The sequence below is a fragment of the Glycomyces lechevalierae genome, assembly GCF_027622945.1.
Classification (GTDB): domain Bacteria; phylum Actinomycetota; class Actinomycetes; order Mycobacteriales; family Micromonosporaceae; genus Glycomyces; species Glycomyces rutgersensis.
The window spans coordinates 352,873-376,665 of the sequence record NZ_JAPZVQ010000003.1 but is presented as its reverse complement, the minus strand read 5'-3'; the positions used below and the strand labels follow the sequence as shown (position 1 = coordinate 376,665).

General features: G+C 70.0%; 19 protein-coding genes. 8 read left to right on the top strand and 11 right to left on the bottom strand.

Features of this window, described 5'->3' with window-relative positions; translation table 11 throughout:
* The first annotated feature begins 10 nt into the window (after nucleotides 1–10).
* Together O2L01_RS08085 and O2L01_RS08080 are read left to right on the top strand one after the other, a co-directional pair.
* Nucleotides 11–1,078, top strand: a complete 1,068-nt coding sequence (locus O2L01_RS08085) for a PP2C family protein-serine/threonine phosphatase (RefSeq protein WP_270121402.1) — start codon at nucleotides 11–13, stop codon at nucleotides 1,076–1,078.
* Nucleotides 1,075–2,268: an FHA domain-containing protein gene (locus tag O2L01_RS08080; RefSeq protein ID WP_270121400.1), complete on the top strand. Its 1,194-nt coding sequence runs from the start codon at nucleotides 1,075–1,077 to the stop codon at nucleotides 2,266–2,268. The genes O2L01_RS08085 and O2L01_RS08080 overlap by 4 nt, the downstream gene beginning before the upstream one ends.
* A 65-nt stretch (nucleotides 2,269–2,333) precedes the next feature.
* On the opposite strand, the gene O2L01_RS08075 is transcribed toward O2L01_RS08080, so the two are convergent.
* The 5 genes from O2L01_RS08075 to nrdR all read right to left on the bottom strand — a co-directional run bounded on the left by O2L01_RS08075 (nucleotide 2,334) and on the right by nrdR (nucleotide 8,664).
* Nucleotides 2,334–3,197: an alpha/beta fold hydrolase gene (locus O2L01_RS08075; RefSeq protein WP_270121399.1), complete on the bottom strand. Its 864-nt coding sequence runs from the start codon at nucleotides 3,195–3,197 to the stop codon at nucleotides 2,334–2,336.
* Between the two features lie 41 nt (nucleotides 3,198–3,238).
* Nucleotides 3,239–3,820 carry a TetR/AcrR family transcriptional regulator gene (locus tag O2L01_RS08070; RefSeq protein WP_270121398.1) on the bottom strand — a complete coding sequence of 194 codons (582 nt, stop codon included), beginning with the start codon at nucleotides 3,818–3,820 and terminating at the stop codon, nucleotides 3,239–3,241.
* 55 nt (nucleotides 3,821–3,875) lie between these two features.
* A complete protein-coding gene (locus O2L01_RS08065; protein ID WP_270121397.1) occupies nucleotides 3,876–5,129 on the bottom strand; it encodes an Hsp70 family protein in 1,254 nt (417 codons plus the stop codon).
* 141 nt (nucleotides 5,130–5,270) lie between these two features.
* On the bottom strand, nucleotides 5,271–8,129 hold the full coding sequence (locus O2L01_RS08060) for a vitamin B12-dependent ribonucleotide reductase (RefSeq protein WP_270121396.1): 2,859 nt from the start codon (nucleotides 8,127–8,129) through the stop codon (nucleotides 5,271–5,273).
* A gap of 64 nt (nucleotides 8,130–8,193) precedes the next feature.
* Nucleotides 8,194–8,664: a transcriptional regulator NrdR gene (gene nrdR, locus O2L01_RS08055; RefSeq protein WP_270121395.1), complete on the bottom strand. Its 471-nt coding sequence runs from the start codon at nucleotides 8,662–8,664 to the stop codon at nucleotides 8,194–8,196.
* 402 nt (nucleotides 8,665–9,066) lie between these two features.
* Here nrdR and lexA point away from each other — a divergent pair, with 402 nt between their 5' ends.
* The gene (gene lexA / locus O2L01_RS08050) at nucleotides 9,067–9,723 is read left to right on the top strand and encodes a transcriptional repressor LexA (protein ID WP_270110793.1); all 657 of its coding nucleotides are present in this window, start codon (nucleotides 9,067–9,069) and stop codon (nucleotides 9,721–9,723) included.
* A gap of 76 nt (nucleotides 9,724–9,799) precedes the next feature.
* Here lexA and O2L01_RS08045 read toward each other — a convergent pair whose 3' ends face one another.
* Together O2L01_RS08045 and hflX are read right to left on the bottom strand one after the other, a co-directional pair.
* A complete protein-coding gene (locus O2L01_RS08045) occupies nucleotides 9,800–11,497 on the bottom strand; it encodes a hypothetical protein (protein WP_270121394.1) in 1,698 nt (565 codons plus the stop codon).
* A 71-nt stretch (nucleotides 11,498–11,568) separates the two neighbouring features.
* Entirely contained in the window at nucleotides 11,569–12,969 is a 1,401-nt protein-coding gene (hflX, locus tag O2L01_RS08040; RefSeq protein ID WP_270121393.1) for a GTPase HflX, read from the bottom strand.
* Nucleotides 12,970–13,232: 263 nt separating this feature from the next.
* On the opposite strand from hflX, the gene O2L01_RS08035 reads away from it, so the two are divergent.
* Complete coding sequence (locus O2L01_RS08035; protein WP_270121392.1) at nucleotides 13,233–14,621, top strand: NAD-dependent malic enzyme; 1,389 nt, start codon at nucleotides 13,233–13,235, stop codon at nucleotides 14,619–14,621.
* A 158-nt stretch (nucleotides 14,622–14,779) separates the two neighbouring features.
* Here O2L01_RS08035 and dapF read toward each other — a convergent pair whose 3' ends face one another.
* Nucleotides 14,780–15,562: a diaminopimelate epimerase gene (dapF, locus tag O2L01_RS08030; RefSeq protein ID WP_344469143.1), complete on the bottom strand. Its 783-nt coding sequence runs from the start codon at nucleotides 15,560–15,562 to the stop codon at nucleotides 14,780–14,782.
* 50 nt (nucleotides 15,563–15,612) lie between these two features.
* On the opposite strand from dapF, the gene O2L01_RS08025 reads away from it, so the two are divergent.
* From O2L01_RS08025 to O2L01_RS08015, 3 genes are read left to right on the top strand one after another with little or no spacing between them, the layout of a single operon-like run.
* The gene (locus tag O2L01_RS08025; protein ID WP_270121390.1) at nucleotides 15,613–16,788 is read left to right on the top strand and encodes a nicotinate-nucleotide--dimethylbenzimidazole phosphoribosyltransferase; all 1,176 of its coding nucleotides are present in this window, start codon (nucleotides 15,613–15,615) and stop codon (nucleotides 16,786–16,788) included.
* Nucleotides 16,785–17,552 carry a hypothetical protein gene (locus tag O2L01_RS08020; protein WP_270121389.1) on the top strand — a complete coding sequence of 256 codons (768 nt, stop codon included), beginning with the start codon at nucleotides 16,785–16,787 and terminating at the stop codon, nucleotides 17,550–17,552. Before O2L01_RS08025 ends, O2L01_RS08020 begins: the two co-directional genes overlap by 4 nt.
* A gap of 56 nt (nucleotides 17,553–17,608) precedes the next feature.
* Nucleotides 17,609–20,326 (top strand): DEAD/DEAH box helicase, encoded by a 2,718-nt coding sequence (locus tag O2L01_RS08015; RefSeq protein WP_270121388.1) that lies wholly within the window; start codon nucleotides 17,609–17,611, stop codon nucleotides 20,324–20,326.
* On the opposite strand, the gene O2L01_RS08010 is transcribed toward O2L01_RS08015, so the two are convergent.
* Entirely contained in the window at nucleotides 20,319–20,573 is a 255-nt protein-coding gene (locus O2L01_RS08010; protein WP_270121387.1) for a hypothetical protein, read from the bottom strand. The genes O2L01_RS08015 and O2L01_RS08010 overlap by 8 nt on opposite strands.
* Before the next feature lie 4 nt (nucleotides 20,574–20,577).
* Nucleotides 20,578–21,228 carry an HAD family hydrolase gene (locus O2L01_RS08005; RefSeq protein ID WP_270121386.1) on the bottom strand — a complete coding sequence of 217 codons (651 nt, stop codon included), beginning with the start codon at nucleotides 21,226–21,228 and terminating at the stop codon, nucleotides 20,578–20,580.
* Nucleotides 21,229–21,398: 170 nt separating this feature from the next.
* Between O2L01_RS08005 and O2L01_RS08000 the strand changes: the two genes are divergently transcribed.
* Nucleotides 21,399–22,280 carry an NUDIX domain-containing protein gene (locus O2L01_RS08000; RefSeq protein ID WP_270121385.1) on the top strand — a complete coding sequence of 294 codons (882 nt, stop codon included), beginning with the start codon at nucleotides 21,399–21,401 and terminating at the stop codon, nucleotides 22,278–22,280.
* Nucleotides 22,281–22,582: 302 nt separating this feature from the next.
* On the opposite strand, the gene O2L01_RS07995 is transcribed toward O2L01_RS08000, so the two are convergent.
* Nucleotides 22,583–23,557: a bile acid:sodium symporter family protein gene (locus O2L01_RS07995; RefSeq protein ID WP_270121384.1), complete on the bottom strand. Its 975-nt coding sequence runs from the start codon at nucleotides 23,555–23,557 to the stop codon at nucleotides 22,583–22,585.
* Nucleotides 23,558–23,793 lie beyond the last annotated feature (236 nt).

The window sequence follows — 23,793 nt, the reverse complement described above, 5'->3', positions numbered from 1 at the left end:
AAGGAGCCCTATGCAGCCCTCACCCACCCTGGGCGCCGCGAAGCGTTGCACCGCTTGCGGTCTCCCCGCCGACATCGGCCGCTACTGCGAGGATTGCGGCGGCGACCTGGAGGAGTTCGCGGTCCCGGCCGAGGAGGTCCCCTGGCTCTCCTCCGTTGCCGCGGAAGAGAACCCGGACCACCCGGGCGGCTCTGACGACCACACCTCGTTCGGCCTGCCGGGGATCGGCGCCGCCACCGACGTGGGCAAGCGCCACCACTACAACCAGGACTCGATCGCGATCGCGCTCGCCGACGACGGGCGCAAGATCGCCGTCGTCTGCGACGGGGTCTCGGGCGCCTCGGACTCCGAGCGGGCGTCACTCGCAGGGGTGGAAGCGGCCGTGACGGAGATCCGCGCGGCGCTCGGCGAGGGCCTCACCGCGGAGGACGCCTCGCGGCGCGGGGTGGGCGCGGCCCACTCGGCGGTGGCCGCGGTCGGGAAGCAGTACCCGAACTCGCCGCCGTCGTCCACGTACGTCTCGGCCGTGGTCGAGGGGAATCAGGCGATCCTGTGCTGGGTGGGCGATTCGCGAGCGTACTGGGCCGGCGAGAAGGAGGCGAGGTGCCTCACGGTGGACGACACGATCCAGGCCCGGCTCGAGTACCAAGGGGTCGACCCGGCGGACGAGCGGTACAAGAACCCGTATGCCAAAGCCCTGCTCGCGTGGCTCGGGGCGGACGCTCCGGCGCTCAACCCGAACCTCCTCCGCGTGGAATTGGGCGGGGGGCATGTCGTAGTGTGCAGCGATGGTCTGTCGCGCTATTTCAATGACGATCACGACCTTCTGCCACTGCCGGACGGCAGCGTTGGCGACAAGGCGGTAGCGTTGACACGACAAGCGCTCGCCAACGGCGGGCACGACAACATCAGTGTCGCGGTGGTGGAACTCGAATCCCCCGGTTCGGTCCCGGCCGAAGGACATGCGCAGGAGCATGCCGGCCAGGACGCCTCGAATCAGGGTGACGGGTCCGCCTCGCTGCCTGGTGTCGTCAGCGAGGCCGAGTACACCCAAATGCTTGGAGGGGGACGACCTTGACCTACCAGCCGACCTACGGCGGTGCCCCACAGCCGGGCGGGTACCAGTGCGCCTGCGGGGCCTTCCCGCAAGCCCAGTTCTGCGAGCAGTGCGGAACGCCCAACCCGGCGTGGCAGCAAGGCCAGCCCCCGCAGTCGCCGGCCTTCGGCCAGGGCTACGCGCCGAACGACCCTTACGGCCAGCCGCAGGACCCGTACGGGCAGCAGCAGCCGCAGCAGGGCTACGGGCAGGACCCTTACGGCCAGCCCCAGCAGCAGGACCCCTACGGGCAGCCTCAGCAGGGCTACGGGCAACAGGACCCCTACGGGCAGCCCTCGCAGCCTCAGGACCCTTACGGGCAGCCTCAGCAGGGTTACGGCCAGCAGGACCCGTACGGGCAGCAGCAGCCGCAGCAGGGCTATGGACAGGACCCTTACGGCCAGCCCCAGCAGCAGGACCCCTACGGGCAGCCTCAGCAGGGCTACGGGCAGCAAGACCCGTACGGCCAGCCGCAGCAGCAGGACCCTTACGGGCAGCAGCCCGGTTACGGTCAGCAGGACCCTTATGGCCAGCCCCAGCAGCAGGACCCTTACGGGCAGCCGCAGCAGGGCTACGGCCAGGACCCTTACGCGCAGCAGGCGTACGGCGCCGCGCCGACCTCGGCCCCGCCCGGACCGCCCCCGGGCGTCCCGGCCGCGCCGTTCGGCGCCCCGACTTCCGCGCCGCCCGCGTCCGCGACCGGCGGGTTCTCCATGCCGGACGCGCAGCCGAGCGACCTCGCCTCGAACTACGCCCCGCCCGGCCAGGCCACCCGCTGGGGTGTCGCCGTCACCGCCGACCAGGGCTACTTCAACAAGGTCGCGGCCTCGGACGGGGCCTCGCAGCTCCAGTACCCGTCGTTCGCGAAGCCGCGCCGCTTCCCGCTCGACAAGCCGGACCTGACGATCGGCCGCTACAGCGCCAAGCGCGGCGTCACCCCGGACATCGACCTGTCCGGCGACGTGGCCGACCCGGGCGTGAGCGCACAGCACGCGAAGCTGTTCTCCAAGCCCGACGGCTCCTGGACGATCATGGACGTGGGCTCGTCGAACGGCACGTTCCTCAACGGCTCCGACGAGCCGCTGGCGCCGAACGTGGAGTTCCCGGTGACCGACGGGACCTACATCAACATCGGGGCGTGGACGCGCCTGACGGTGCACTACGAGGGTTAAGACGCACGAAAAGGGCCGGGTCCGATCGGACCCGGCCCTTTCGCTCGCCTTATTTCAGGCTCGACCTATTTCAGGAAATCGCGCACGCGGGCGCTGACGGCCGGGTTGACCAGGACCTTGCGGTGCCCCAGGCCCGTGGTCGCCATGAGCTCGGCGTTCGGCCAGGAGTCGGCGAGGGTCTGGCCGTGGCGGAACGGGTTCGGGCGGTCGCCGCGGTCGTGGACGATGAGCACCGGCGCGTCGAGTTCGACGCCGCGCAGCGAGAAGTCGTCGAGGCTCACGCCGGACTTGGCCTCCCCCAAGGGGACCAGGCGCTCGAAGATGCGCGGGCCGACCGGGACGATCGCGCCGATCGTGTCGCGGAAGCCCTCCTGGCCGCCGATGAACGGCGCCAGCATCGCGAACCGCACCGCTGCGGTGTCCACGCCGCCCTGGAGCAGGCCGTGGACCGAGCTGAGCGCGCCCATCGAGTGCGCCACGACGCCGTGGGGCGTGCCGAACTTCTCCAGGACCACGTTCATCGCCTCGATGAGGTGCAGGCCGTTGGCGTGCCGGTCGCCCCACGGGCCGGGCCCGGCGTTGCCGTGGCTCGGCGCGTCGAACGCGACGACGCGGAAGCCCGAGGCGACCAGGTTCGCCGCGATGAACTTGAAGTCGCCGGTCGAGCCGCCCCAGCCGTGCACGAGGTAGACGAGCGGGCCGTCTCCCCAGTCGTAGCCCCACACGTTCGTGCCGAGGCATTCGAGCTCGAACACGTGCGCTCCGGCGGGCGCCTCGCCGCGCAGGCGCTTCTCAGGGCCGGCCGGGAGCCGGAACCACAACTCGCACAAGACCTTCGCGGCCCGTGCGGGGGCGACGCGCTCGGCGGCGGCGAAGCCGGAGCGCACATACCAGGGAGCACGAACGGTCGTGCTTTTCTTTTTCGCCACGGGGGCCGGGGCAGTGGACGCCATGAGTGGGGCCTTCCTGGTCAGCTCTGGAGACTGTCGATCAGTCGGTTGAACGCCGTCCACGCGCGGTCGGCGGCGTCGGGATAGGACAGGATGCGGCTCATCCAGTTGTAGGACAACAAGATGCCGAACACCTCCTGTGCCACCTGGAAGACGTCGGTGTCTTCGGGGAACTCGCCCTGCGCGACCGCCGTCGAGGCGATCCGGGCGAGCGATTCGAGCAGGTCGCGCTGCTCGGAAGCCATGAAGTCGTGCAGCGGCCCCGGCAGGTCGTCGAACTCGGCCGCGGCCGCCAGGAACAGGCAGCCGCCCGGATGCGAATACCACTGCATCCAGTACTCGACGATGGCCTGCAGGCGGGTGATCCCGCGCGGCTTCGCGAGCGCGGGCCGGATCACCTCGTCGATGAACTGCTCCCCGTTGCGCTCCATGCAGGCCAGTTGCAGCGCTTCCTTCGACTTGAAGTGCGCGTACAGCCCCGACTTCGACATGTCGGCCGCAGCCGCCAGCGAGCCGATGGTCAGCCCGGAGAGCCCCGAGTAGCGGGCCATCCGGACCGCTTCGTCGAGGATCGCCTGCCTCGTCATCTCGCCTTTGCGCACGGCCTAAAAATAGCACGATCGTGCTGGAAACTCCAGACCCCGCGGCCGGGCTCACTCACACGTCGCACTCGCTCGCCTCGCCCGAGTACGAGAATGTCACCGAGACCGACTCCGACAGCGCCCGCACCGAGCCCGCCTCGGGCGACTGCCCGATGACCTCGCAGTCCTCGTGCGACCAGTCGAAGACCCCGCGCTCCTCCCCCGACTGGTCCACGCCCGCGAAACCGGCGTCCTCGACGGCCTGGTGCGCCTCGGCGGTCGACATGCCCACCACGTTCGGCACGGAACCGGTCGGCGCGCTCTCCGTCGTCGGCTCGTCCTCGGACGAGGGCGCCTCCTCGACCGGGTCCTGCGGGCCCTGGTCGGCTTCATCAGGCGTGGGCGACTCCGACGGGGTCGCGCTGGCCTCCTCGGTGGAGGCGGCGGCGGTCTCCGGGGCGGATGCCGACTCGGTCGCCGATGTGGCTGCGGCCGAGGGGCTCTCCTCGGCGAGCGGGTCGTCCTCGGTCGAGTCGCCGTCACCGAGCTGGGACCCGAACGCGGCGCCCGCGCCCACGAGGAGCAGCAGGGCCGCGGCGGCCACGACCGCGCGCCTCTGGCCCTTGCGGCGCGGCGGCGCTTCCTCTTCTTCGACGTACGGCAGCTCGCGGGTCGCCACGGGCGCGGCCTCTGCGGCGAGGACCTTCGCGTTCGGCGCGGCGAGCACCGGTTCGAGGCCGAACCGCCGGCGCAGGGTCGTGGCCGCGAGCGGCGTGCGGGCCGCGCCGCCCGCCATGAGCAGACCCGAAAGCTCGGCCGGGTGCACGCCGGCCTCGGCGAGGGTCTCCTCCATGACGTCGACGGTGGTGGCGACGAGCTCTTCGACGCGGGACTCGAACTCCTCGCGCGTCAACGGCATCTTGATGTCGACCGAGGGGAGCGTGATGACGGTGAAGTCCCTTTCGGACAACTGCTCTCGGGCCTGCGTGATCTTCTCGAGCAGCAGCGCCTTCAACTGCCGGTCGGCGGCCTCGGACGGGTCGGCGATGCGGGACCAGAGGCGGGCGCCGTGGTCGGGATGGCGGCCGGAGAGGTAGGCGAGGATGAGGCCGTCGAACTCGGCGCCGCCGATCGGCTCGGTGCGCTCGGCGACGACGACGCACCGGCCTTCGACGCGGCGGACGACGGCGGCGTGGAACGAGGACCGGCCGAGCCGGTAGACCGCGAAGGCGGCGCCGGAAGCGAGGGGGCTCCCGGTCGAACTGCTGAGACTTGCCGCGGCGGCCCCGGGGTCGATCCGGACCGATGCGGCCGGGGGGACGTTCTGCATAGACCCGAGTCTATGACTCCGGATCGCACGCCTTCGACCCGTCTTGATCTGTTTTAAGGCACTTACGCTGCGCAATCGCGAAGCGGGGCAGGAGGGACGAATCCCTCCCGCCCCGCTTCGATCGGAGCTCTCAGTGAGCCTTTAGCTGCAGCCGCTGGTGGCGCCGCAGCCCTCGCAGGCGTAGCAGGAGCCGGCCGGGCGCATCTTCGTGCCGCAGTTCATGCACAGCGGCGCGTCGGCGCTGCGGGCCTGGGCCGAGTGGAGGAGGTCCTTGCGGGACTTCTTCGACTCGATCTGGACCCGTTCCGACACCGCATCAACGACACTGGCCTCTTCGATCGGCGCGGACGCGCGGAGGGCGTCGAGGTCGACCTCGTGCACCTTCGCGGGGTCGTCCCCGTTGACCTCGGCGGTGCGCTCGGCGGTGGTGAGGATGCCGAGCGCGGCGCGCTCCTCGTACGGCAGGTAGTCCAGCGCGAGGCGGCGGAAGATGTAGTCCACCAGCGAGGAGGCCATGCGGATGTCCGGGTCGTCGGTCATGCCGGCGGGCTCGAAGCGCATGTTGGTGAACTTCTCGACGTACTTCTCAAGCGGCACACCGTACTGCAGCGCGATCGAGATGGAGACCGAGAGCGCGTCCATGACGCCGGCGAGGGTCGAGCCCTGCTTCGACATCTTGAGGAAGACCTCGCCGAGGCCGTCGTCCGGGTAGGACGAGGAGGTCATGTAGCCCTCGGCGCCGCCGACACTGAACGAGATCGTCTGGGAAGGGCGCTTCTTCGGGAGCTTGCGGCGCACCGGCCCGTGGACCGCGACGGTCTCGATGGCCTTCTCCACGGCCTCTTCGACGGCCTTCTCGACTTCCTTCTTCTTGGCGGACAAGGGCTGCCCGACCTTGCAGTTGTCGCGGTAGATCGCGAGCGCCTTGAGGCCGAGCTTCCAGCCCTGGTAGTAGACCTCTTCGACGTCCTCGACCGTGGCCGACTCGGGCAGGTTCACGGTCTTCGAGATCGCGCCCGAGAGGAACGGCTGCACCGCGGCCATCATGAGCACGTGGCCCATCGGCGCGATGGAGCGATCGCCCATGGCGCAGTCGAACACCGAGTAGTGCTCCTCGCGCAGCGCGGGCGCACCGATGACGTTGCCGTGCTCGGCGATGTAGTCGACGATGGCCTGGCGGTCGTCGTCGTTGTAGCCCAGGCGGGTCAGCGCGCCGGGCACGGACTGGTTGACGATCTCCATGGAGCCGCCGCCCACGAGCTTCTTGTGCTTGACGAGCGCGAGGTCCGGCTCGATGCCGGTCGTGTCGCAGTCCATCATGAACGAGATCGTGCCGGTGGGCGCGAGCACCGAGGCCTGCGCGTTGCGCCAGCCGTTGACGGCGCCGATCGCGTTGCCGCGGGTCCATTCGTCCTTGGCGGCCTCGAGCACGGTGGCGTCGACGTCCCCGAAGGTGCGGACGGCTTCGGCGGCCGCGGCGTGCTTGGCCATGACGCGCTGGTGCGGCTCGGCGTTCACGGCGTAGCCCGCGTAGGGGCCCACGGCGCCGGCGATCTCGGCCGAGCGGCGGTAGGAGACGCCGGTCATGAGCGCGGTGATCGCGGCGGCGAGCGCGCGGCCCTCTTCGGAGTCGTAGGCGTGGCCCGAGGTCATGAGCAGGGCGCCCAGGTTCGAGTAGCCGATGCCGAGCTGGCGGAAGTCGCGAGTGGTCTCGCCGATCTTCTCGGTCGGGAAGTCCGCGAAGGAGATCGAGATCTCCATGGCGGTGATGACGAACTCGACGGTCTTCACGAAGCGGTCGACGTCGAACGAGCCGTCCCCGCCGAGGAACTTCATGAGGTTGAGGCTGGCGAGGTTGCACGAGGAGTCGTCGAGCGACATGTACTCCGAGCACGGGTTGGACGCGTAGATGCGGTCCGTGTTCGGGTTGGTGTGCCAGTCGTTGATGATGTCGTCGTACTGGATGCCCGGGTCGGCGCACTCCCACGCGGCCTGGGCCATGCGGCGGAAGACCTCGCGGGCGTCGCGGCGCTCGATCTCGGCGCCGGTCTGGCGGGCGGTGAGGGCGTAGTCGGTGCCCTCCTCGACGGCCTTCATGAACACGTCCGAGACGCGCACGGAGTTGTTGGCGTTCTGGTACTGGACCGAGAACATGTCCTCGCCGCCGAGATCGACGTCGAAGCCGGCGTCGCGGAGGGCGCGGATCTTGTCCTCTTCGCGGGCCTTGGTGTCGATGAACGCCTCGATGTCGGGGTGGTCGACGTCGAGCACGACCATCTTCGCGGCCCGGCGGGTCGCGCCGCCGGACTTGATGGTCCCGGCGGAGGCGTCGGCGCCGCGCATGAAGCTGATCGGGCCGGAGGCGTTGCCGCCGGAGGAGAGCAGTTCGGCGGAGGCGCGGATCTTGGAGAGGTTGACCCCGGCGCCGGAGCCGCCCTTGAAGATCATGCCCTCTTCCTTGTACCAGTCCAGGATCGACTCCATGGTGTCGTCCACGGAGAGGATGAAGCAGGCCGAGACCTGCTGCGGCGCAGCGGTGCCCACGTTGAACCAGACCGGCGAGTTGAAGCTGAAGTACTGGTGGAGCAGGAGCCAGGTGAGCTCGTCGGCGAAGATCTGGGCGTCCTCGGCGGTGGCGAAGTAGCCGTTCTTGTCGCCGGCGGCGTGGTAGGCCTGCACGACGCGGTCGATGACCTGCTTGAGGCTGCTCTCGCGCTGCGGGGTGCCTACGGCGCCGCGGAAGTACTTCGAGGTGACGATCTGGGTGGCGTTGAGGCTCCAGAACGCCGGGAACTCGACGCCGCGCTGCTCGAAGTTGATCGAGCCGTCGCGCCAGTTGGTCATGACGACGTCGCGAGACTCCCACTCGACCTCGTCGTACGGGTGCACTCCGGGTGTGGTGAAGACGCGCTCGACCTTGAGGCCCCCCTCGGGGGTCTTGCCTGCGGTTCGCTTCGCGGTGGTCCTGGCGGCCTCTGCGGCCTTGGTGGTCTTCGGCATGTTCCTCGCCCCTGTCTGCTCATGCCTGGTCATGGGAATCGGATGGTGTTCGTGCCTTGAGGGGTCAGTTCTTGGCGCCGTTGCGGGCGGCGTGCTCCTCGCGCAGCTGCGCGATCGCGGCCTCGAAGTCCTCGAGGGATTCGAAGTCCTGGTAGACGCTGGCGAACCGCAGGTAGGCGACCTCGTCGAGGCGGCGCAGCGGCTTGAGGATCGCCAGGCCCACTTCGTGCGCGGGGACCTCGGCCACGCCTTTCGAGCGGATCTCGTCCTCGACGGCCTGGGCCAGCTTCGCCACGTCGTCCGCGTCGACCGGGCGGCCCTGACAGGCCTTGAGGACACCGGAGGCGACCTTCCCGCGGCTGAACGGCTCGGTGGCGCCGCTGCGCTTGACGACGGCGAGGATGGACTCCTCGACGGTGGTGAAGCGCTTCTCGCACTGCTGGCAGACCCGGCGGCGGCGGATGATCTTCCCGTCCTCGGCCTCGCGGGAATCGACTACGCGGCTGTCGGGATGGCGACAGTACGGGCAACGCATCGCTAGTCTCCTTACTCAGGCCATCGTCTCGCAGCGGTCCGACATGCGATTGGGGGTTCCGTCGCGCCGGGGTCCGTGCGCCGGGAGGAACAGTCTGCCCCTTGACACTCCGGTAGGTGCGGAAACCCCAACACCTAGTGAGAGACGATACAACACACCACAAGATCTTGTGTCAAGGATAGCGCAGAGCGCACCGGGGAAACGGGCGGAGTTCGGGGGCGGGCTCCAGTGAACCAGCGGTCGGCGGACTATCGTTCACCCGTACGGGTGAACCTGGGCCAAAACACATTCCGAGCAGCGCGGCGACACGCCGACATCGCACGAATGTTTGACTTGACACAGCACCTGAGTTACATTGTCGGAATCAGACATACCGTCCCATTTGTCTAACGGGAGCCTCCTGTGGCTAGCGAGACCACAACAGCCCGACCGAAAACGCGCAAGCTCACGCGTCGGCAGCAGCAAGTCCTCGAGTACATCGAGGAGTTCATCAACAACAAGGGGTACCCGCCCAGCGTCCGGGAGATCGGCGCGGAAGTCGGGCTCGCCTCGGCCTCGTCCGTCGCGTACCAGATGAAGCAGCTCGAGCGGAAGGGCTACCTCAACCGCCTGGCCGGCCGGCCGCGCGCGGTCGGGGTCCGCCAGTCCACTCCGGGCGGCGTGCAGACCTGCTCGCAGCACCCCCGGCCGCGGTACGTCCCGATGGTCGGCGAGATCGCCGCCGGGCAGCCGATCCTGGCCGAGGAGCGCGACTACGACGTCATGCCGCTGCCGGCCGAGTTCGTCGGCGAGGGCGTGCACTTCCTCCTGCGCGTCAAGGGCGACTCGATGGTCGAAGCGGCCATCACCGACGGCGACTGGGTCGTCGTGCGCCAGCAGCCGGACGCTCTGAACGGCGAGATCGTGGCCGCCATGATCGACGGCGAGGCCACCGTGAAGACCTGGAAGCGCAAGAACGGCAAGCCGTGGCTGCTCCCGGCCAACTCCCTGTACGACCCGATCGACGCCTCCGAGGCCGAGATCCTCGGGCGCGTCGTCGCCGTCCTCCGGAAGATCTAGTACCGCTCGCGGTACCCCGCTGCGCTCGGGAGCAGTGCGTCAAGCGCTGCTCCGGGCGCCGCAGCGTCTCAGCGCCCTAGCGTCCCCGGCCGTACGTCGCGCCACCTTCAGGCGGGCCCCAGAAGTCGTCCTGCGGCTCCGGGGTCCGTTCGTCGTTTCCGGCCCCGTAGACGCTCCCCTGCGGGGCGCCGTACGTGTTCCCCTGCCCAGCGGGCGGGGCGGCGGGGCGGGCGCCGTAGACGTTCCCTGAGGGCTCGGAACCGGCCCCGAAGTTCTGACCCGGGCCGGCGTTGTCGTAGACGCTGCCCTGGCCGCCGCGTTCGAACGCGCCGTACTGCGGTTCCTCGCGGGCGCCGCCGTACACCGCGCCCTGCCCGGCGGGCGGGGTCGCGGGACGGGCGCCGTAGACGTTGCCGGAAGGCTCCTGCCGCGCGCCGCCGTAGACCGAACCGGTCGACTCGGGCCGGGCCGGACTCGCGCCGTACACGTTGCCCGAGGGCTCGGGACGGTCCGCAGCACCGCCGTAGACGCCGCCACCACCGCGGGCGACCTGGCTCAGGTCGGGGTCGGGCTGACCGGCGTCGAGGCCGAGGTCGACGGGGTCGTCGTCGAACGCGGCGGCCTTGCCGAACACGGGTTCCTCGCGGGCGAAGCCCAACTCGGTCCCGTCGTCGTCCCCGTCGCCGTCCTCTTGGGTCTGCTTGCGGTACTTGCGGATGATGATGATGCCGAAGACCATCGTGGCCATGCCGAGGATCGCGATCGCGGCCAGGATCTTCACGATGGTGCCGAAGCCCAGGTCGAGGATCCGGTCGACCAGGCTCGGGCCCTCCGCCTCGGCGCTGCCGCCGCCCGCGGCCTCGTCACTGGCGGCCGGTTCCTCAGCGGAAGCGGCGGCCGGGGTGAAGGAGTAGATCGCCGCCGGGGCGGCGTCGTCGCCGGTCTGGGCGATGGTGATGAAGTTGCCCTCGGAGTCGTACGCGATGTCGTTGCCGCCGTCATCGAGCGGGGTGACACGCGGTTCGCCGGAGGTCATCGACGCGATCGGGTCGCCGTCGGCGACGTCCCACTCATACGCGGAATCGCCGGTGCGCAGCACGACCTTCGAGGCGTCGGCGTTCAGCGCCGCGCCGGTCACCGCGCCCGCGCCATCAGGCAGGGTGACGGTGCCCGCCAGCTCGAGCGGGGTGTCCTCCTCCTGGCCGGGGCCGTCGGACTTGTACAGCTCGGCGGTGCCCTCGGTGGAGGGGATGAACACGGGGCTGCGGTCCGGGAGCAGGAAGTACGCCTCGGCGTCCTTCATGCCGTCCGGGTAGACGTAGCGGGTCATCACGAAATCGGTGGCGTCGTCGAGCGCGACCTGCGTGAGCGACACGCTCTCACGGTCACCGGTGTCGCCGATGTCGGCGACCCACAGGAATCCCTTGTCGGGCTCGATCGCGATGTCCTGCGGGTCCTTCGGCAGCCACTCGACCGCCAGGCTCCCGGACTCGGTGTCGCGCACGTTGCAGTCCGAGCCGACCCGGCGGATCGTCAGCATGCCGTCGGTCTGGCCCTCGGCGTCGGGTAGCACCCACCAGCCGTCGCCGTCCGAGGCCGGCACGACGCCGGTCGCGGCGGCGACGCGCGAGTCGTGGATCTCGCACACCACTTCGCCCCCGCCCTCCTCTTGGGCGTAGACGGGGGGCGCGGCCGTGACCAGGACAGCAGCTCCGGCCGCCCCGGCGACGATCCGCGCAGGCAGGGCCCTGCGGCCCACACGGCGCTCTCGCATCACGCAAGTGTTCCAGAACACGGCGGGTATCCACCAGGACCCCCGCGAGACATGTTCGGGACCACTGGAATTCAGTCCTTTTCCAGGACGAACGCTCGCAATTCCCCGGCCAGCGCGTCGTCGACGCGCGCGGTGATGACGCTGCCGTCCCCGCGGTGCTCGGTCGAGAGGACCTCGCCGCGCGAACGCAGGCGCGAGACGAGGTCGCCGCGCACGTACGGGATGCAGACGGTCAGCATCGTGTGCGGCTGCGGGAGCGCCTGCTCGATGGCGGCCCGGAGCTTGTCGATGCCTTCGCCGGAGTGGGCGGAGACGAAGACGGCGTCGGGCCAGTCGGAGCGGAGCTGCAGCACGTCGTCGGGCGCGACCAGGTCGAGCTTGTTGACGACCACGAGCTCGGGGATCTCCTCGGCGCCGACCTCGGCGAGCACCTCGCGGACCGCTTCGGCCTGGCCGAGCGGGTCGGGGTGCGAGCCGTCGATGACGTGGACGATGAGGTCCGCCTCGGCGACCTCTTCGAGGGTCGAGCGGAAGGCCTCGACGAGCTGGTGCGGCAGGTGCCGCACGAACCCGACCGTGTCGGTGACGGTGTACTCGCGGCCCTCGGCGGTGCGGGAGCGCCGCGTCGAGGTGTCGAGGGTGGCGAACAGGGCGTCCTGGACGAGGATGCCCGCGCCGGTGAGGGCGTTGAGCAGGCTCGACTTGCCGGCGTTGGTGTAGCCGGCGATGGCGACGCCGGGCACGCGGTTGCGGGTGCGGGAGTCGCGCTTGGTCTCACGGGTGACCGTGAGCTTCGCGAGTTCGCGCCGGAGCTTGGCGACCTTCGCGCGGATGCGGCGACGGTCGGTCTCGAGCTTGGTCTCACCGGGGCCGCGGAGGCCGACGCCGCCGTTGGAGCCGCCCTGGCGGCTCATGGCGTCGCCCCAGCCGCGCAGGCGCGGCAGGAGGTACTGCAGCTGGGCGAGTTCGACCTGGGCCTTGCCCTCGGCGCTCTTCGCGTGCTGGGCGAAGATGTCGAGGATGAGGGCCGTGCGGTCGATGACCTTGACGTTGATGGCCTTCTCGAGGGCGATGAGCTGGCCCGGGGAGAGCTCGCCGTCGGCGATGACCGTGTCCGCGCCGAGCGCTTCGACGGTGTCCTTGACCTCCCGGACCTTGCCGGAGCCGATGAAGGTGCCGGCGTCGGGCTTGGAGCGGCGCTGGATGAGGCCGTCGACGACCTCGGAACCGGCGGTCTCGGCGAGTTGGGCGAGTTCGGCGAGGGAGTTCTCGGCGTCGTCGATGGTGCCCTCGGTCCAGACGCCGACGAGGACGACGCGTTCGAGGCGGAGGCGCCGGTATTCGGCGTCGGTGACGTCCTCGAGCTCGGTGGAGGCGAGGCCGACGACGCGCCGCAGCGCTTGGCGCGCTTCCAGGTCCAGTTCACCCGTGGAAGGGGTGTGGCCGGACGGGAAGTCTTCTTGGGAGTTCATGTGCTCTTCGTGCATCACCACAAGCTTGACACGCGCGGGTGACAAGGGCGAGTGATTATGGCCGCGCGTCCGCGCCGGGGCCCCGGCGAGATTTGTTCTTATTGTTCACCGCGGCCGGATGGCCGCGATCGCGACCAGCGGGGACATAGGCACTGGTCGGAGGCGTCACGCCGCGCACGGGCGCGGGCGGGCCGGGCGCGCGCGGTGGCATGATTCAGGTGTATCGACCTTGAGTCCACAACGTGGTGACGATTAGGAGTGGCATGACTGCTGCACGACTTCCCAGTGCCGGTTTCTCCATCACGGTCCGGCTGGCCCTCTCGGCCGACCCGGGCGCAGCGGGGCGCCTGGCCACCGTCGTAGGGCAGGCCGGCGCGATCGTCACCGCGCTCGACGTGGTCGCGTCCGACAACAAGCGCATGACCGTCGACCTCACCTGCGACACCTCTGACGCGGCGCACGCCGAGCAGGTCACCAACATCCTCGAAGCGATGCCGGACTTCGACGTGAAGAAGGTCTCCGACCGGACCTTCCTCGTCCACCTCGGCGGCAAGATCGAGGTCACTCCCAAAGTGCCGCTTCGCAACCGCGACGACCTGTCGATGGCGTACACGCCCGGCGTGGCCCGCGTGTGCATGGCGATCGCGGAGAACCCCGACGACGCCCGCCGCCTCACGATCAAGCGCAACACCGTCGCGGTCGTGACGGACGGCTCGGCCGTGCTGGGCCTGGGCAACATCGGGCCCGCCGCCGCGATGCCGGTCATGGAGGGCAAGGCGGCGCTGTTCAAGAAGTTCGGCGACGTCGACGCGTGGCCGGTCTGCCTGGACACCCAGGACACCGACGAGATCGTCAACATCGTGGCCGCACTCGCGCCCACATACGGCGGCATCAACCTCGAGGACATCGCCGCGCCGCGCTGCTTCGAGATCGAGGCGCGGCTGCGCGAGCGGCTCGACATCCCCGTGTTCCACGACGACCAGCACGGCACCGCGATCGTGGTGCTCGCCGCGCTCACGAACGCGCTGCGAGTGGTGGGCAAGGAGTTCGGGGACGTGCGCGCGACCGTGGTCGGCTGCGGCGCGGCCGGCACCGCGATCATGCGGCTGCTCGAGAAGGCCGGGATCGGCGACATCATCCCGGTCGACCGCGACGGCGCGCTGCACAGCGGGATGGAGTGCGAGAACGAGACCTGGCGGTGGCTCGGCACGCACTTCAACAAGAACGACTACTCGGGCGACCTCTCGGGCGCGGTCGAGGGCTCGGACGTGTTCATCGGAGTGAGCGCGCCGAACATCCTCAAGGGCTCCGACGTGGCGAAGATGGCGAAGGACCCGATCGTGTTCGCGCTGGCGAACCCGGACCCGGAGATCAGCCCGACCGAGGCGGCCCGGTATGCGGCGATCGTCGCGACGGGGCGTTCGGACCAGCCGAACCAGATCAACAACGTGCTGGCGTTCCCGGGCGTGTTCCGGGGGCTGCTCGACGCGCAGGCCCGCGACTGGAACGACGACGCGGCGCTGGCGGCGGCGAAGGCGATCGCGGACTGCGTGGGCGCGGAGAAGGTGAACGCGACGTACATCGTGCCGAGCGTGTTCGACCCGAACGTGGCCCCGGCGGTGGCGGCCGCGGTCAAGCAGGCCATGCGCTAGGAATGTGGCGCGTTTAACCCCCGGAGACCGCTGGTTTCCGGGGGTTTTCTGTCGGACCCCCGCGCGACGGTTGGCGGGGCGATCGTTCCCCTCTTGGGAGGGTGGGGGTTTGTGGACGGTCTATGGCCGACGCGCCTCACATTCACATTGCGAGGGCGCTAAATCCGGAACGAGCCTTCGGCGACGATCACGGCCGGCCCCGTCAGATACAGGGTCTCGTCGGTGACGGTGATCGTGAGCGTCCCGCCCGGGACGTCCACTTTGCACACCCCGGTGTCCTGGCCGGCGTGCCGCAGGGCCACCGCGCCGACCGCGCACGCGCCCGTGCCGCACGAGGCGGTCTCGCCGACGCCGCGCTCGTGGACGCGCATCCGCACATGCGGGGCCGCGCCCACCACGAACTCGACGTTCACGCCGTGCGGGAACACGCCCGCGTCGTAGCGCGGCTGGTGGAACAGCTCCAGCGCCTCGAGCTCCGCGTCGTCGCCGAGGTGGCACACCAGGTGCGGGTTCCCCATCGACACGGCCTGGCCGGGCCACGTGAACCCCTCCACCGAGGCCTGCGAGGTCGGCCCGAACTCGGCCGCGCCCATGTCCACGCGCAGCTCGTCGCCCTCGATGTTCACGGTCTTGATCCCGGCCCGCGTCGCCACGGGGACCTCCGGGCCCTCCGCGAGGCCCTTCTCGAGCAGATACCGGACGAACACGCGCACGCCGTTGCCGCACATCTCGGCGATCGAGCCGTCCGCGTTCCGGTAGTCCATGAACCACTTCGCGGCCGGGTCCTCCGAAGGCGCGACGCGCAGCAGCCCGTCCCCGCCGATCCCGAACCGGCGGTCGCAGAGCAGCGCGACCTGGGCGTCCTTCAGCGGCAGCGCGTCCTGGAGGTCGGGCACGATCACGAAGTCGTTCCCCGTGCCGTGTCCCTTGGCGAAGTCGATGGTGGTCACTAGGCAATTGTGCCCCACGGCTCCCGCGCTAGCCTTATGCCGTGACTGAGACGACCGACGCCGGGCCCCTCGCCGACCTGAAAGCGAAGTTCCCCAACGGGGTGTGGACCACGCGCGCGAACGCGCGGCTGCAGGACGCCCTCATCGAAGGCGCCGGCCTCGGCCGCCTCCAGCCGGCCGTCGGCTGGGCGGCGCGCATGCAGGCCACCGACGCGCCCGTGCCGTTCGCTTCGCCGCAGATGCTCCTGTTCGCCGGCGAGTACCCGGAGGGCTGGGACACCGGCGACTACGCGCCCGTCGAAGACCAGGTCGAAGCCCTCGAGAAGGGCGAAGGCCCCCTCGCCGACCAGGCCGCCCGCGCCGGGCTGCCCGTCACCGTGGTCCGCACGCCCGCGAGCGAAGGCGTCGAGGGCCCGCTCCTCGACGAGACCGAGCTGAACGAGGCCCTGCGCCTCGGCCGCGAGACCGCCGACCGCGCGATCGACGCCGGCGCGGACCTCCTCCTCATCGCCGGCCTCGGCGCGGGCGCCACGACCGCCTCGGTCGCGGTCTGCTCCTTCATCGCCAAGGACGACATCACCACCTACCAGCCGCAGCTCCACGCCCCCGGCGGCTCTGTCCACGACGTCGCCTGGATGGGCCGTGTGGCCGCACTGCGCGACCACCTCGCGTTCAACCGCGGCTTCAAGCGCAGCCCCGAAGCGCTCGTCTCGCGCCTCGGCGGCGCCCAGCTCGGCGCGATGGCCGCCGCGATCTTCACCGCCGCGACCCGCTCCACCGCCATCCTCATCGACGGCCCGGCCGCCATGGCCGCCATGATGATCGCCCGCGACTTCGGCCTCGCCGCACCCAAGTGGTGCTACGCGCCGAACCGCTCGGCCCACCCGGTCGTCGTCAAACTCGCCAAGCAGGGCGGCCTCGCCGACGACCTCGGCTTTGAACTCGACCTGCCGGACGCCGTCGCGCTGCCGCTCGGCTGGGACCTCCTCCAGCAGGCGCTCCGCATCTCGCAGGCGCTGCCGATGCCGGAGAAGGAGGAACCGGAGCCCGCGGTGGCCGCCGCTGCAGCGAAGACCGAAGCGACGAAGGAACCCGTAGCGGCCGAGGCCGTCTCCACAGCACCCGAAGCCGCTGAGACGGCATCCACGGAACCCGGGACGCCCGCAGTCGAAACCGCGGAACCCGAAGCGGCCGAGGAGAAGCCCGCCGAGTCATGACCGGAGCGGACCCGAGGGCGCTGGTCACGGCGCTCAGCGACTGGGCCCGGGGCACCGACTGGGTGGACTGGGTCGAGATCGGCGGCTCGCTCGGACGCGGAGCCGGGGATGAACTCTCGGATGTGGACGCCGGCATCGGCGTCCACGCCCTCGCCGACCACCCGGACCGCATCGACGAAGCCCGCGACGCCATCGCCGAGTTCGCCCCGGTCGCCGCCACACTCACGCAGCCGATGGGCGACGCGACCCACCTCGTCTGCGTCTACGAGGACGGCCGCCAGCTCTCCCTCGTCGTCTTCGACGAGGACGTGCGGACCGGCCTCCCGCCCCAAGCCGTTGCGACCGTTGACAAATCGGGACGCCTCAGCCGCGAGCTCGGCCAGACCCGCTGGGACGCCGACGAAGCCACCGTCCGCGAATGGACCTTCCTCGCCTGGATCGCCGTCGGCGACGCCGCCCGCCACAGCCTCCGCGACCACCCTTGGCGGGCCCTGAAAGCCCTCACCGATGCCCGCGACCACCTCTGGCAGCTCTGGGCCCACGCGCACGACCTTCCGTTCCCGATGTTCGGCGCGGTCACCGTCGAGAACGCCGCCGTCGACCTCCCGCCCGGCATCGAGGCGACCCACCCGAACGACTTGAGCCCCAAGGCCATCCACACCGCCCTCACCGCCCTGAGCCGTCTTCTCTGCCCCTACACCGAAGGCGAACTGACAAACCTGGCCGCAACGGTGCAACGCCGCCTCGACCTGCTCGACCGCTAACGCCCGCAGCGGCGTGACCTGCGCGTACGAGCCTCAGCCCAGTAGACTCGGCCCACATGAGCACCGCCCGGCTCCTCCTCGCCCTCGCCGACCTCGCCCCTGCCCCGCGGCCCACGGAGCAGCGGCTGCAACGCGACCTGCTCGGCGAGCAGCACGCCTGGGGCGACATCGGGACCGTGTACCAAGGCGCCGAACTCGCGAAGTACGACGAGCTCCACCGCGACGAGCGCCTGCTCCGTCAAGGATGGGGCGTGGTCATGGGCCGCATCGAGATCGACGGCAAGCAGCGCCGGGTCCGCTATCCGCTGATCAGCCGCCCTGTCCGCCTCCGGACCGACCCGCATAAAGACTTCCGGCAGATGGTCATTCCGGCGGGCGACATCGAAGTCCACAGTGCGCTCGAAGGGACGAAACTCGGGCTCGCACTCGAAGCGGTCTTCGATCCGGAACGCCGCGACGAGTCGACCCGAGAACCCGACTGGCTGTCCAAGGCAGCTGCCGCGGCCGGATTCGATGTCGTCGGTGTCCAGGACACGCCGCAGGCCGATCAAGACGGACTCGTCGTCGTCCCGCGGGCCGTGGTCTACGTGATCCCTGAAGCGAGTACCTCGTCATTCTCGACGGGTCTGCGAGATTGGGCGACACGGACGGATCTCGAGCGAACCGCGTTCGCCGCAATGTACGACCCCGTCGAAGCCGAGTCTGAATACCACACGACACCGCCCCGCTGCCCGCTGCCGCTCAGCCGCGAGCAGGCGGCGGCCGTTCTCCAAGCGCGCACCGCTCCCGTCACGGTCGTCGCGGGCGCGCCCGGGTGCGGTAAGAGCCACACGCTCGCCGCGATCGCCTTGGACGCCATAGCGAACGGGCAGTCGGTGCTCATCGCCGCCCAATCCGTGCACGCCGCGGACGTCCTCGCCGAACTCCTCGACCGCCATCCCGGGCCGCTCCCGGTCCACTTCGGCGACTCGGAGCGGCGCGACCGGTTCCTGACCAAGCTCGGCTCCGGCACCGGCAAGGGCCGCAAGCGCCGCGAGGTCGAACAGGTGCGGGACGCCGCCGTCGAAGCGGCCGAGTACGCCGCCCGCGTCGAGACCGAGATCGCGAACTGGCTCGACCTCGAAGCCCGGCGCGGGCGATTGCAGGACCTGCCCTCGTTCCTCCTCGACGACTTCCCCGGGCTCCGCGAAGCCGACCTCGACGAGGCCGACCGGCTGCTCGCCCGTTCGCTCCGCGACGACGGCTGGTGGCCGCGCGTTCGAGCCCGACTCGCCGCCGAGCGGTTGCGGCTTCTCGCGGGCGCCGACGGCAGTCCCACCGCGATCGCACGCGCCCTTCGCGCCGCCCGCGACCAGCGCGACGCCGCCCGCCTCGCCGCCGTCGGGGGCCTGCGCCTTGCGCCGCTCTGGTGCAGTCTCGAAACCGCCGATACCGAAGCGGCCGAAGCGATCGGCCGTTCACTCGAGGTCGAGACCGACGCCGCGCACCGCCGCGACGCGGCCGCCCGAAGGGCACTGGCCTCACTCGCGACCGCGCTCCGCAGCGGCGGCCGCCCGCAGCGCCGGGCGCGGCTCGAGAGCATCGACACCGCGGCCCTGCTCCGGGTCGCGCCGTTGTGGATCGGCACGGTCGCGGACGTCGAAGACGTCCTCCCCGCCTGCGCGGGCATGTTCGACCTGCTCATCCTCGACGAGGCCTCCCACATCAACCAGCTCCGCGCCGCCCCGGTGCTCGCCCGCGCCCGCCGGGCTGTCGTCGCGGGCGACCCCAGGCAGTTGCGGTTCGTCTCGTTCGCGAGCGCGGCGAAGACCGAGGACGTCCTGGGGAAGCACGGGCTCTCCGACCGCTTGGGGCAGTTGGACATCGGCAAGGTGAGCGCTTACGACCTCGCGTGCGGGGCCGGGCCGGTGGTCGAGTTGACCGAGCATCACCGCAGCGTGCCGCATCTGATCGGGTTCTCGGCGGCGAAGTTCTACCACGGTCGGGTCAAGCCGATCACCACTCATCCGCGCAACCATGAGGCGGACGTGATCGCGGTCCATCGCGTCGTCGCGAAGTCCTCAAAGGATGGTGTGGTCGAGGCTGAGGTCTCGCGGTCGCTCGACCTGCTGGGGGAACTCGTCGACTCGGGTGCGAAGGGCCTCGCCGTGATCTCGCCGTTCCGGGCGCAGGCCGAGGCGATCGAGGCGGGGATCCTGAAGCGCTTCGACCTGGAGACCATTCGCCGCCACGGGATGCGGGCCGGGACGGTGCACGCGTTCCAGGGCAGCGAAGCGGACACGGTGATCGTCGCTCTGGGTGTGGCCGAAGGGGATGCGGCGGGACGGCGGCGGTTCGCGGCCGGCCCGAACCTGTTCAACGTGATGGTGACGCGGGCGCGCGAGCACCTGCACGTGGTCACGGCGGTCGGTGAGACCGACGGCTTGATCGGCGAGTTCCTGCGGTACGCGGACCGGCCGCCGCGTTCACCTGAGAGCGGTGACGCGGCCGGGCAGTGGACGGCGAAGCTCGCCGACGCGCTGGACGGCGCGGAAGTGCCGGTGCGCCAGGCGTATCCGGTCGGGCATTGGTCGGTGGACCTCGTGCTGGGCGAGGGCGAGCAGGCGATCGGGGTGATCGCGGAGGTCCACGGGGACGGCGCTGCCGCGCACGTCGCGCGGCAGCGCGCGTTGCGGCGCGCGGGCTGGCGGATCGAGGAGGCCTTCCCGTCGGCTTACGACGACGACCCGTCCAGGGCCGCAATCGAACTGCTTTCAGTGTTCGGACTCACTTAGGGGTGCCCTTGCTCTGGCGGATCTGGCCCCAGGAGACCACGAGCTGCATCCCGAGCAGGTTGATGATCACGGCGACGCCATAGATCAGGGCCGCGCCGGCGAAAGAGCTGAGCGCGACGCCGACGCCGCCCAGGACTCCGCCGGCGATGCCGAGGATGATCATCGCGACGGCCAGCACCGTCAACCAAGCTGAGGCCTTGCCGGCTCGGTTCAGCGCCTTTTCTACTTCACTGTCGAATTGCTCCATCGGCTCAGCGTAACGAACTCGCGGCGTGCCTGATGGCCTCTGCGACAGCATCGGCGACAGCGGTCGGCTTGTAATCGGTTGGGGCCCAATCACGTCCAAGGTGGAGCCAAACACTCCGCAGGCCGAGGCGGTGAGCGCCGAGGATGTCCGCGTCGTCGCGGTCGCCGATCATCCAGGCGCTGTCGAGCGAAGCACCGACGGCTGCGGCGGCCGCGTGGAAGATGCCCGGTTCGGGCTTGCGCGAGCCGACGCCCTCGCTGACGACCGTCGCGTCGACGAGCCGGTCGAGGCCCGAGGCGGTGATCTTGCCGGTCTGCTGCGGCACAGCGCCGTTGGTGACGATCACGACCTGGTGCCCGGCCTCGCGGACCTCCTGCAGCGCAACGATGGTCGCCTCCGCGACCCGCGCGTGTTCACGTGCGCCGCGCCGCAGGAAGTCGATGATCCCAGCCTTGTCGAGACCGGCGGCGTACCGCGCGATGATCGCGTCCGCCACGACCGACCGCGTCGCATGGCCAGAGGCGTCGACCGACATGACCCAGTCGACGTCTTCGGCCGGAAGCTCATGCGCGGCAAGGAACTCGGTGACGCCGAGTCGGAAGGCCGCGTCGCGGTCGATGAGCGTGTTGTCCAGGTCGATCATCAGGAGCGTCATGGCCAGGATGCTACGGATACCGCAATCGTGCGGCAAACACGTTCTCAGTTTCCGGCGGCGAGGGGCAACGATGCTTCCGACTCGACCCATCATCGCCATCCCCTGACTTCCTCGGCAGCGCACGGTCCTGGCGCTTTCCAGCAGCGGCCTCGGCCGCTAGGGTCGGTGTCATGACTCGTGATGGGTGGATGCCGCCGGAGGAGTGGCTCGCGTTGCGGCCGAAGGTGGTCGCTTCTGCCGGTGCGCTGCTCACCGATGCGTCGGGCCGGGTGCTCGTGGTCAAGCCGAACTATCGGGACTACTGGCTCTTCGTCGGCGGGCAGCTCGATGCGGGCGAGACGCCCGAGCAGGCGTGCCGGCGGGAGGTCAAGGAGGAGATCGGCCTCGATGTCGAGATCGGCCGCCTGCTCGTCGTCGACTGGACGCCGCCGACCCCCGAACGCTCGCTGCCGATGATCGTCTTCATCTTCGAGGGCGGCACCATCGAGCCCGATCGGATCACGCTCGACGGTCACGAACTCGACGAGTTCCGATTCGTCCCAGCCGAAGCGGCCTTGACCTTGCTCTCGGCCAACGATCAGCGGCGCCTGCCGATCGCGGTTGAAGCCAGGTCGACCGGCACGACCCGCTATCTCTCAAGCTCGCTATCTCTCAAGCTCGCTCTAGGACAAGACCGCCTTGATCACGGCGACGACCGTTACCGTCACTGCAGTCCACGCGCTCGCATAGATCCAGTGCCCGCGCCGGAGCAGGAGGATCGAGAGTACGAGCGGTGCGCTCACGATGAGGATCAGCCTGCCGACGACGCCGATGACGAACGACGTTCGAAGCATCCCCCACTCGGGCAGGAGCCCGGCAAGGAAGACTTCCCCAGTGAGAAACCCTGCGGCGACGTTCAGCAGCCAGGGCGCGGCGATGAACAACCAGACGGCCACCACGGTGTAAGCCGCGCGGAACTGGCGGCTCCCCGGCGACAGGAAGGTCCAGACGCCGAGGGCCAGCATCGGCCCGCCCAAGGCCATCGCCCAGTACACGTACATCAGGGCTTGTGACTGGCGGACCTCGGCATCCGTGCATCCGCTGAGGATCGGGCCCGCAGCACCGCAACTCAGCGGTTCGAACGCGGCGATCCAGTAGAGCCCGACGAGCCAGGCGATCAATATGAGGGCGACGAGCGGTCCGAGGGCAGCGGTCCGTCGTGCGTAGAGAGAGGTACTAGGCACCAGCAGACACTAGCGCACCTTTTCTTGGCTTTCCGAGTGCAGATGGAGAGCTAACGGCCGCCGCGCAAGGGTTCGCGTGCTCGGTGTACCAGGACGGACCCGCGGTGCACCGCGGGTCCGTCCCTCATGGCTTACGCTTCGACCGTCTCCCGGTCCTCCTTCGGGGTGTCCTTCGCCGGGCGGCGGGACCAGTAGGCCGCCAGCAGGGAGCCGGAGATGTTGTGCCACACCGAGAACACCGCCGCAGGCAGGGCCGCGACCGGGTTGAAGTGGGCCGTCGCCAGCGCGGCGGCGAGGCCGGAGTTCTGCATGCCGACCTCGATGCTGACCGCGCGGCGGCCGGTGACGGGCAGGCGGCCGAGCTTCGCGAGGACGTAACCGAGGGCGAGTCCGAATCCGTTGTGCAGCACTACGGCGAGGACGACGAGTGCGCCGACTTGGAGCAGGGTGTCGGCGCTGCCGGCCACGACCGCCATCACGACGAGGGTGATGCCGAGGACGGAGATGAGCGGGAGCGCGTCGAGGACCTTGTCGATGAGGCGCGGCGCGAAGCGGCGCAGCAGGAGGCCGATCACGACGGGGATGAGCACGATCTGGATGATCGAGACGAAGAGGCTGCCCGCGTCGACGGGCAGGAACTCGCCTGCGAGCCAGAGGACCAGGACGGGGGTGAGGAGCGGGGCGAGGAGGGTCGAGACCGAGGTCATCGCCACCGAGAGCGCGGTGTCGCCTTTGGACAGGTAGACCATGACGTTCGAGGCCGTCCCGCCGGGCGCGGAGCCGACGAGGATCATGCCGACGGCGAGCATGGGCTCCATGTCGAAGGCGACGGCGAGGCCGTAGCCGACGAGGGGCATGACGAGGTACTGGGCGAGGACGCCGACGACCACGGGCCACGGCCGTTTGCCGATGATCGCGAAGTCCTTGGGCTGCAAGGTCATGCCCATGCCGAGCATGATGATTATGAGGAAGTACGGGACGGCGGTGCCGAGCGGGGCGAAAGTGCTCGGGGTCGCGAAGGCGATCGCGGCCGCGGCGAGCACGATGGCGGGCAGCCAGGTGCCGGTGAGGTCGCTGATGCGTTGCAGCGGGGTCCGTTTCAACATCGGGGATTCGCTTTCTGCTTGGACCGCTTGGGGCGTCGTTGCCTCTGAGCAGGGGCGCGAGGGGTGGCGGGCGGACGCGGGACGGCTGACACTCTACTCGTTCGCCGAAAGTTGGGAATCTGATTCCCAGAGTGTGGATGCACGAATGCATAGAAAAGGCGCGCGGGCGGCCTCATGTGGCCGCCGCCGGGGCGGCTGGGGGGTGGGGGGGGTTGGGCGCCCGGCCGGGGTGAGCG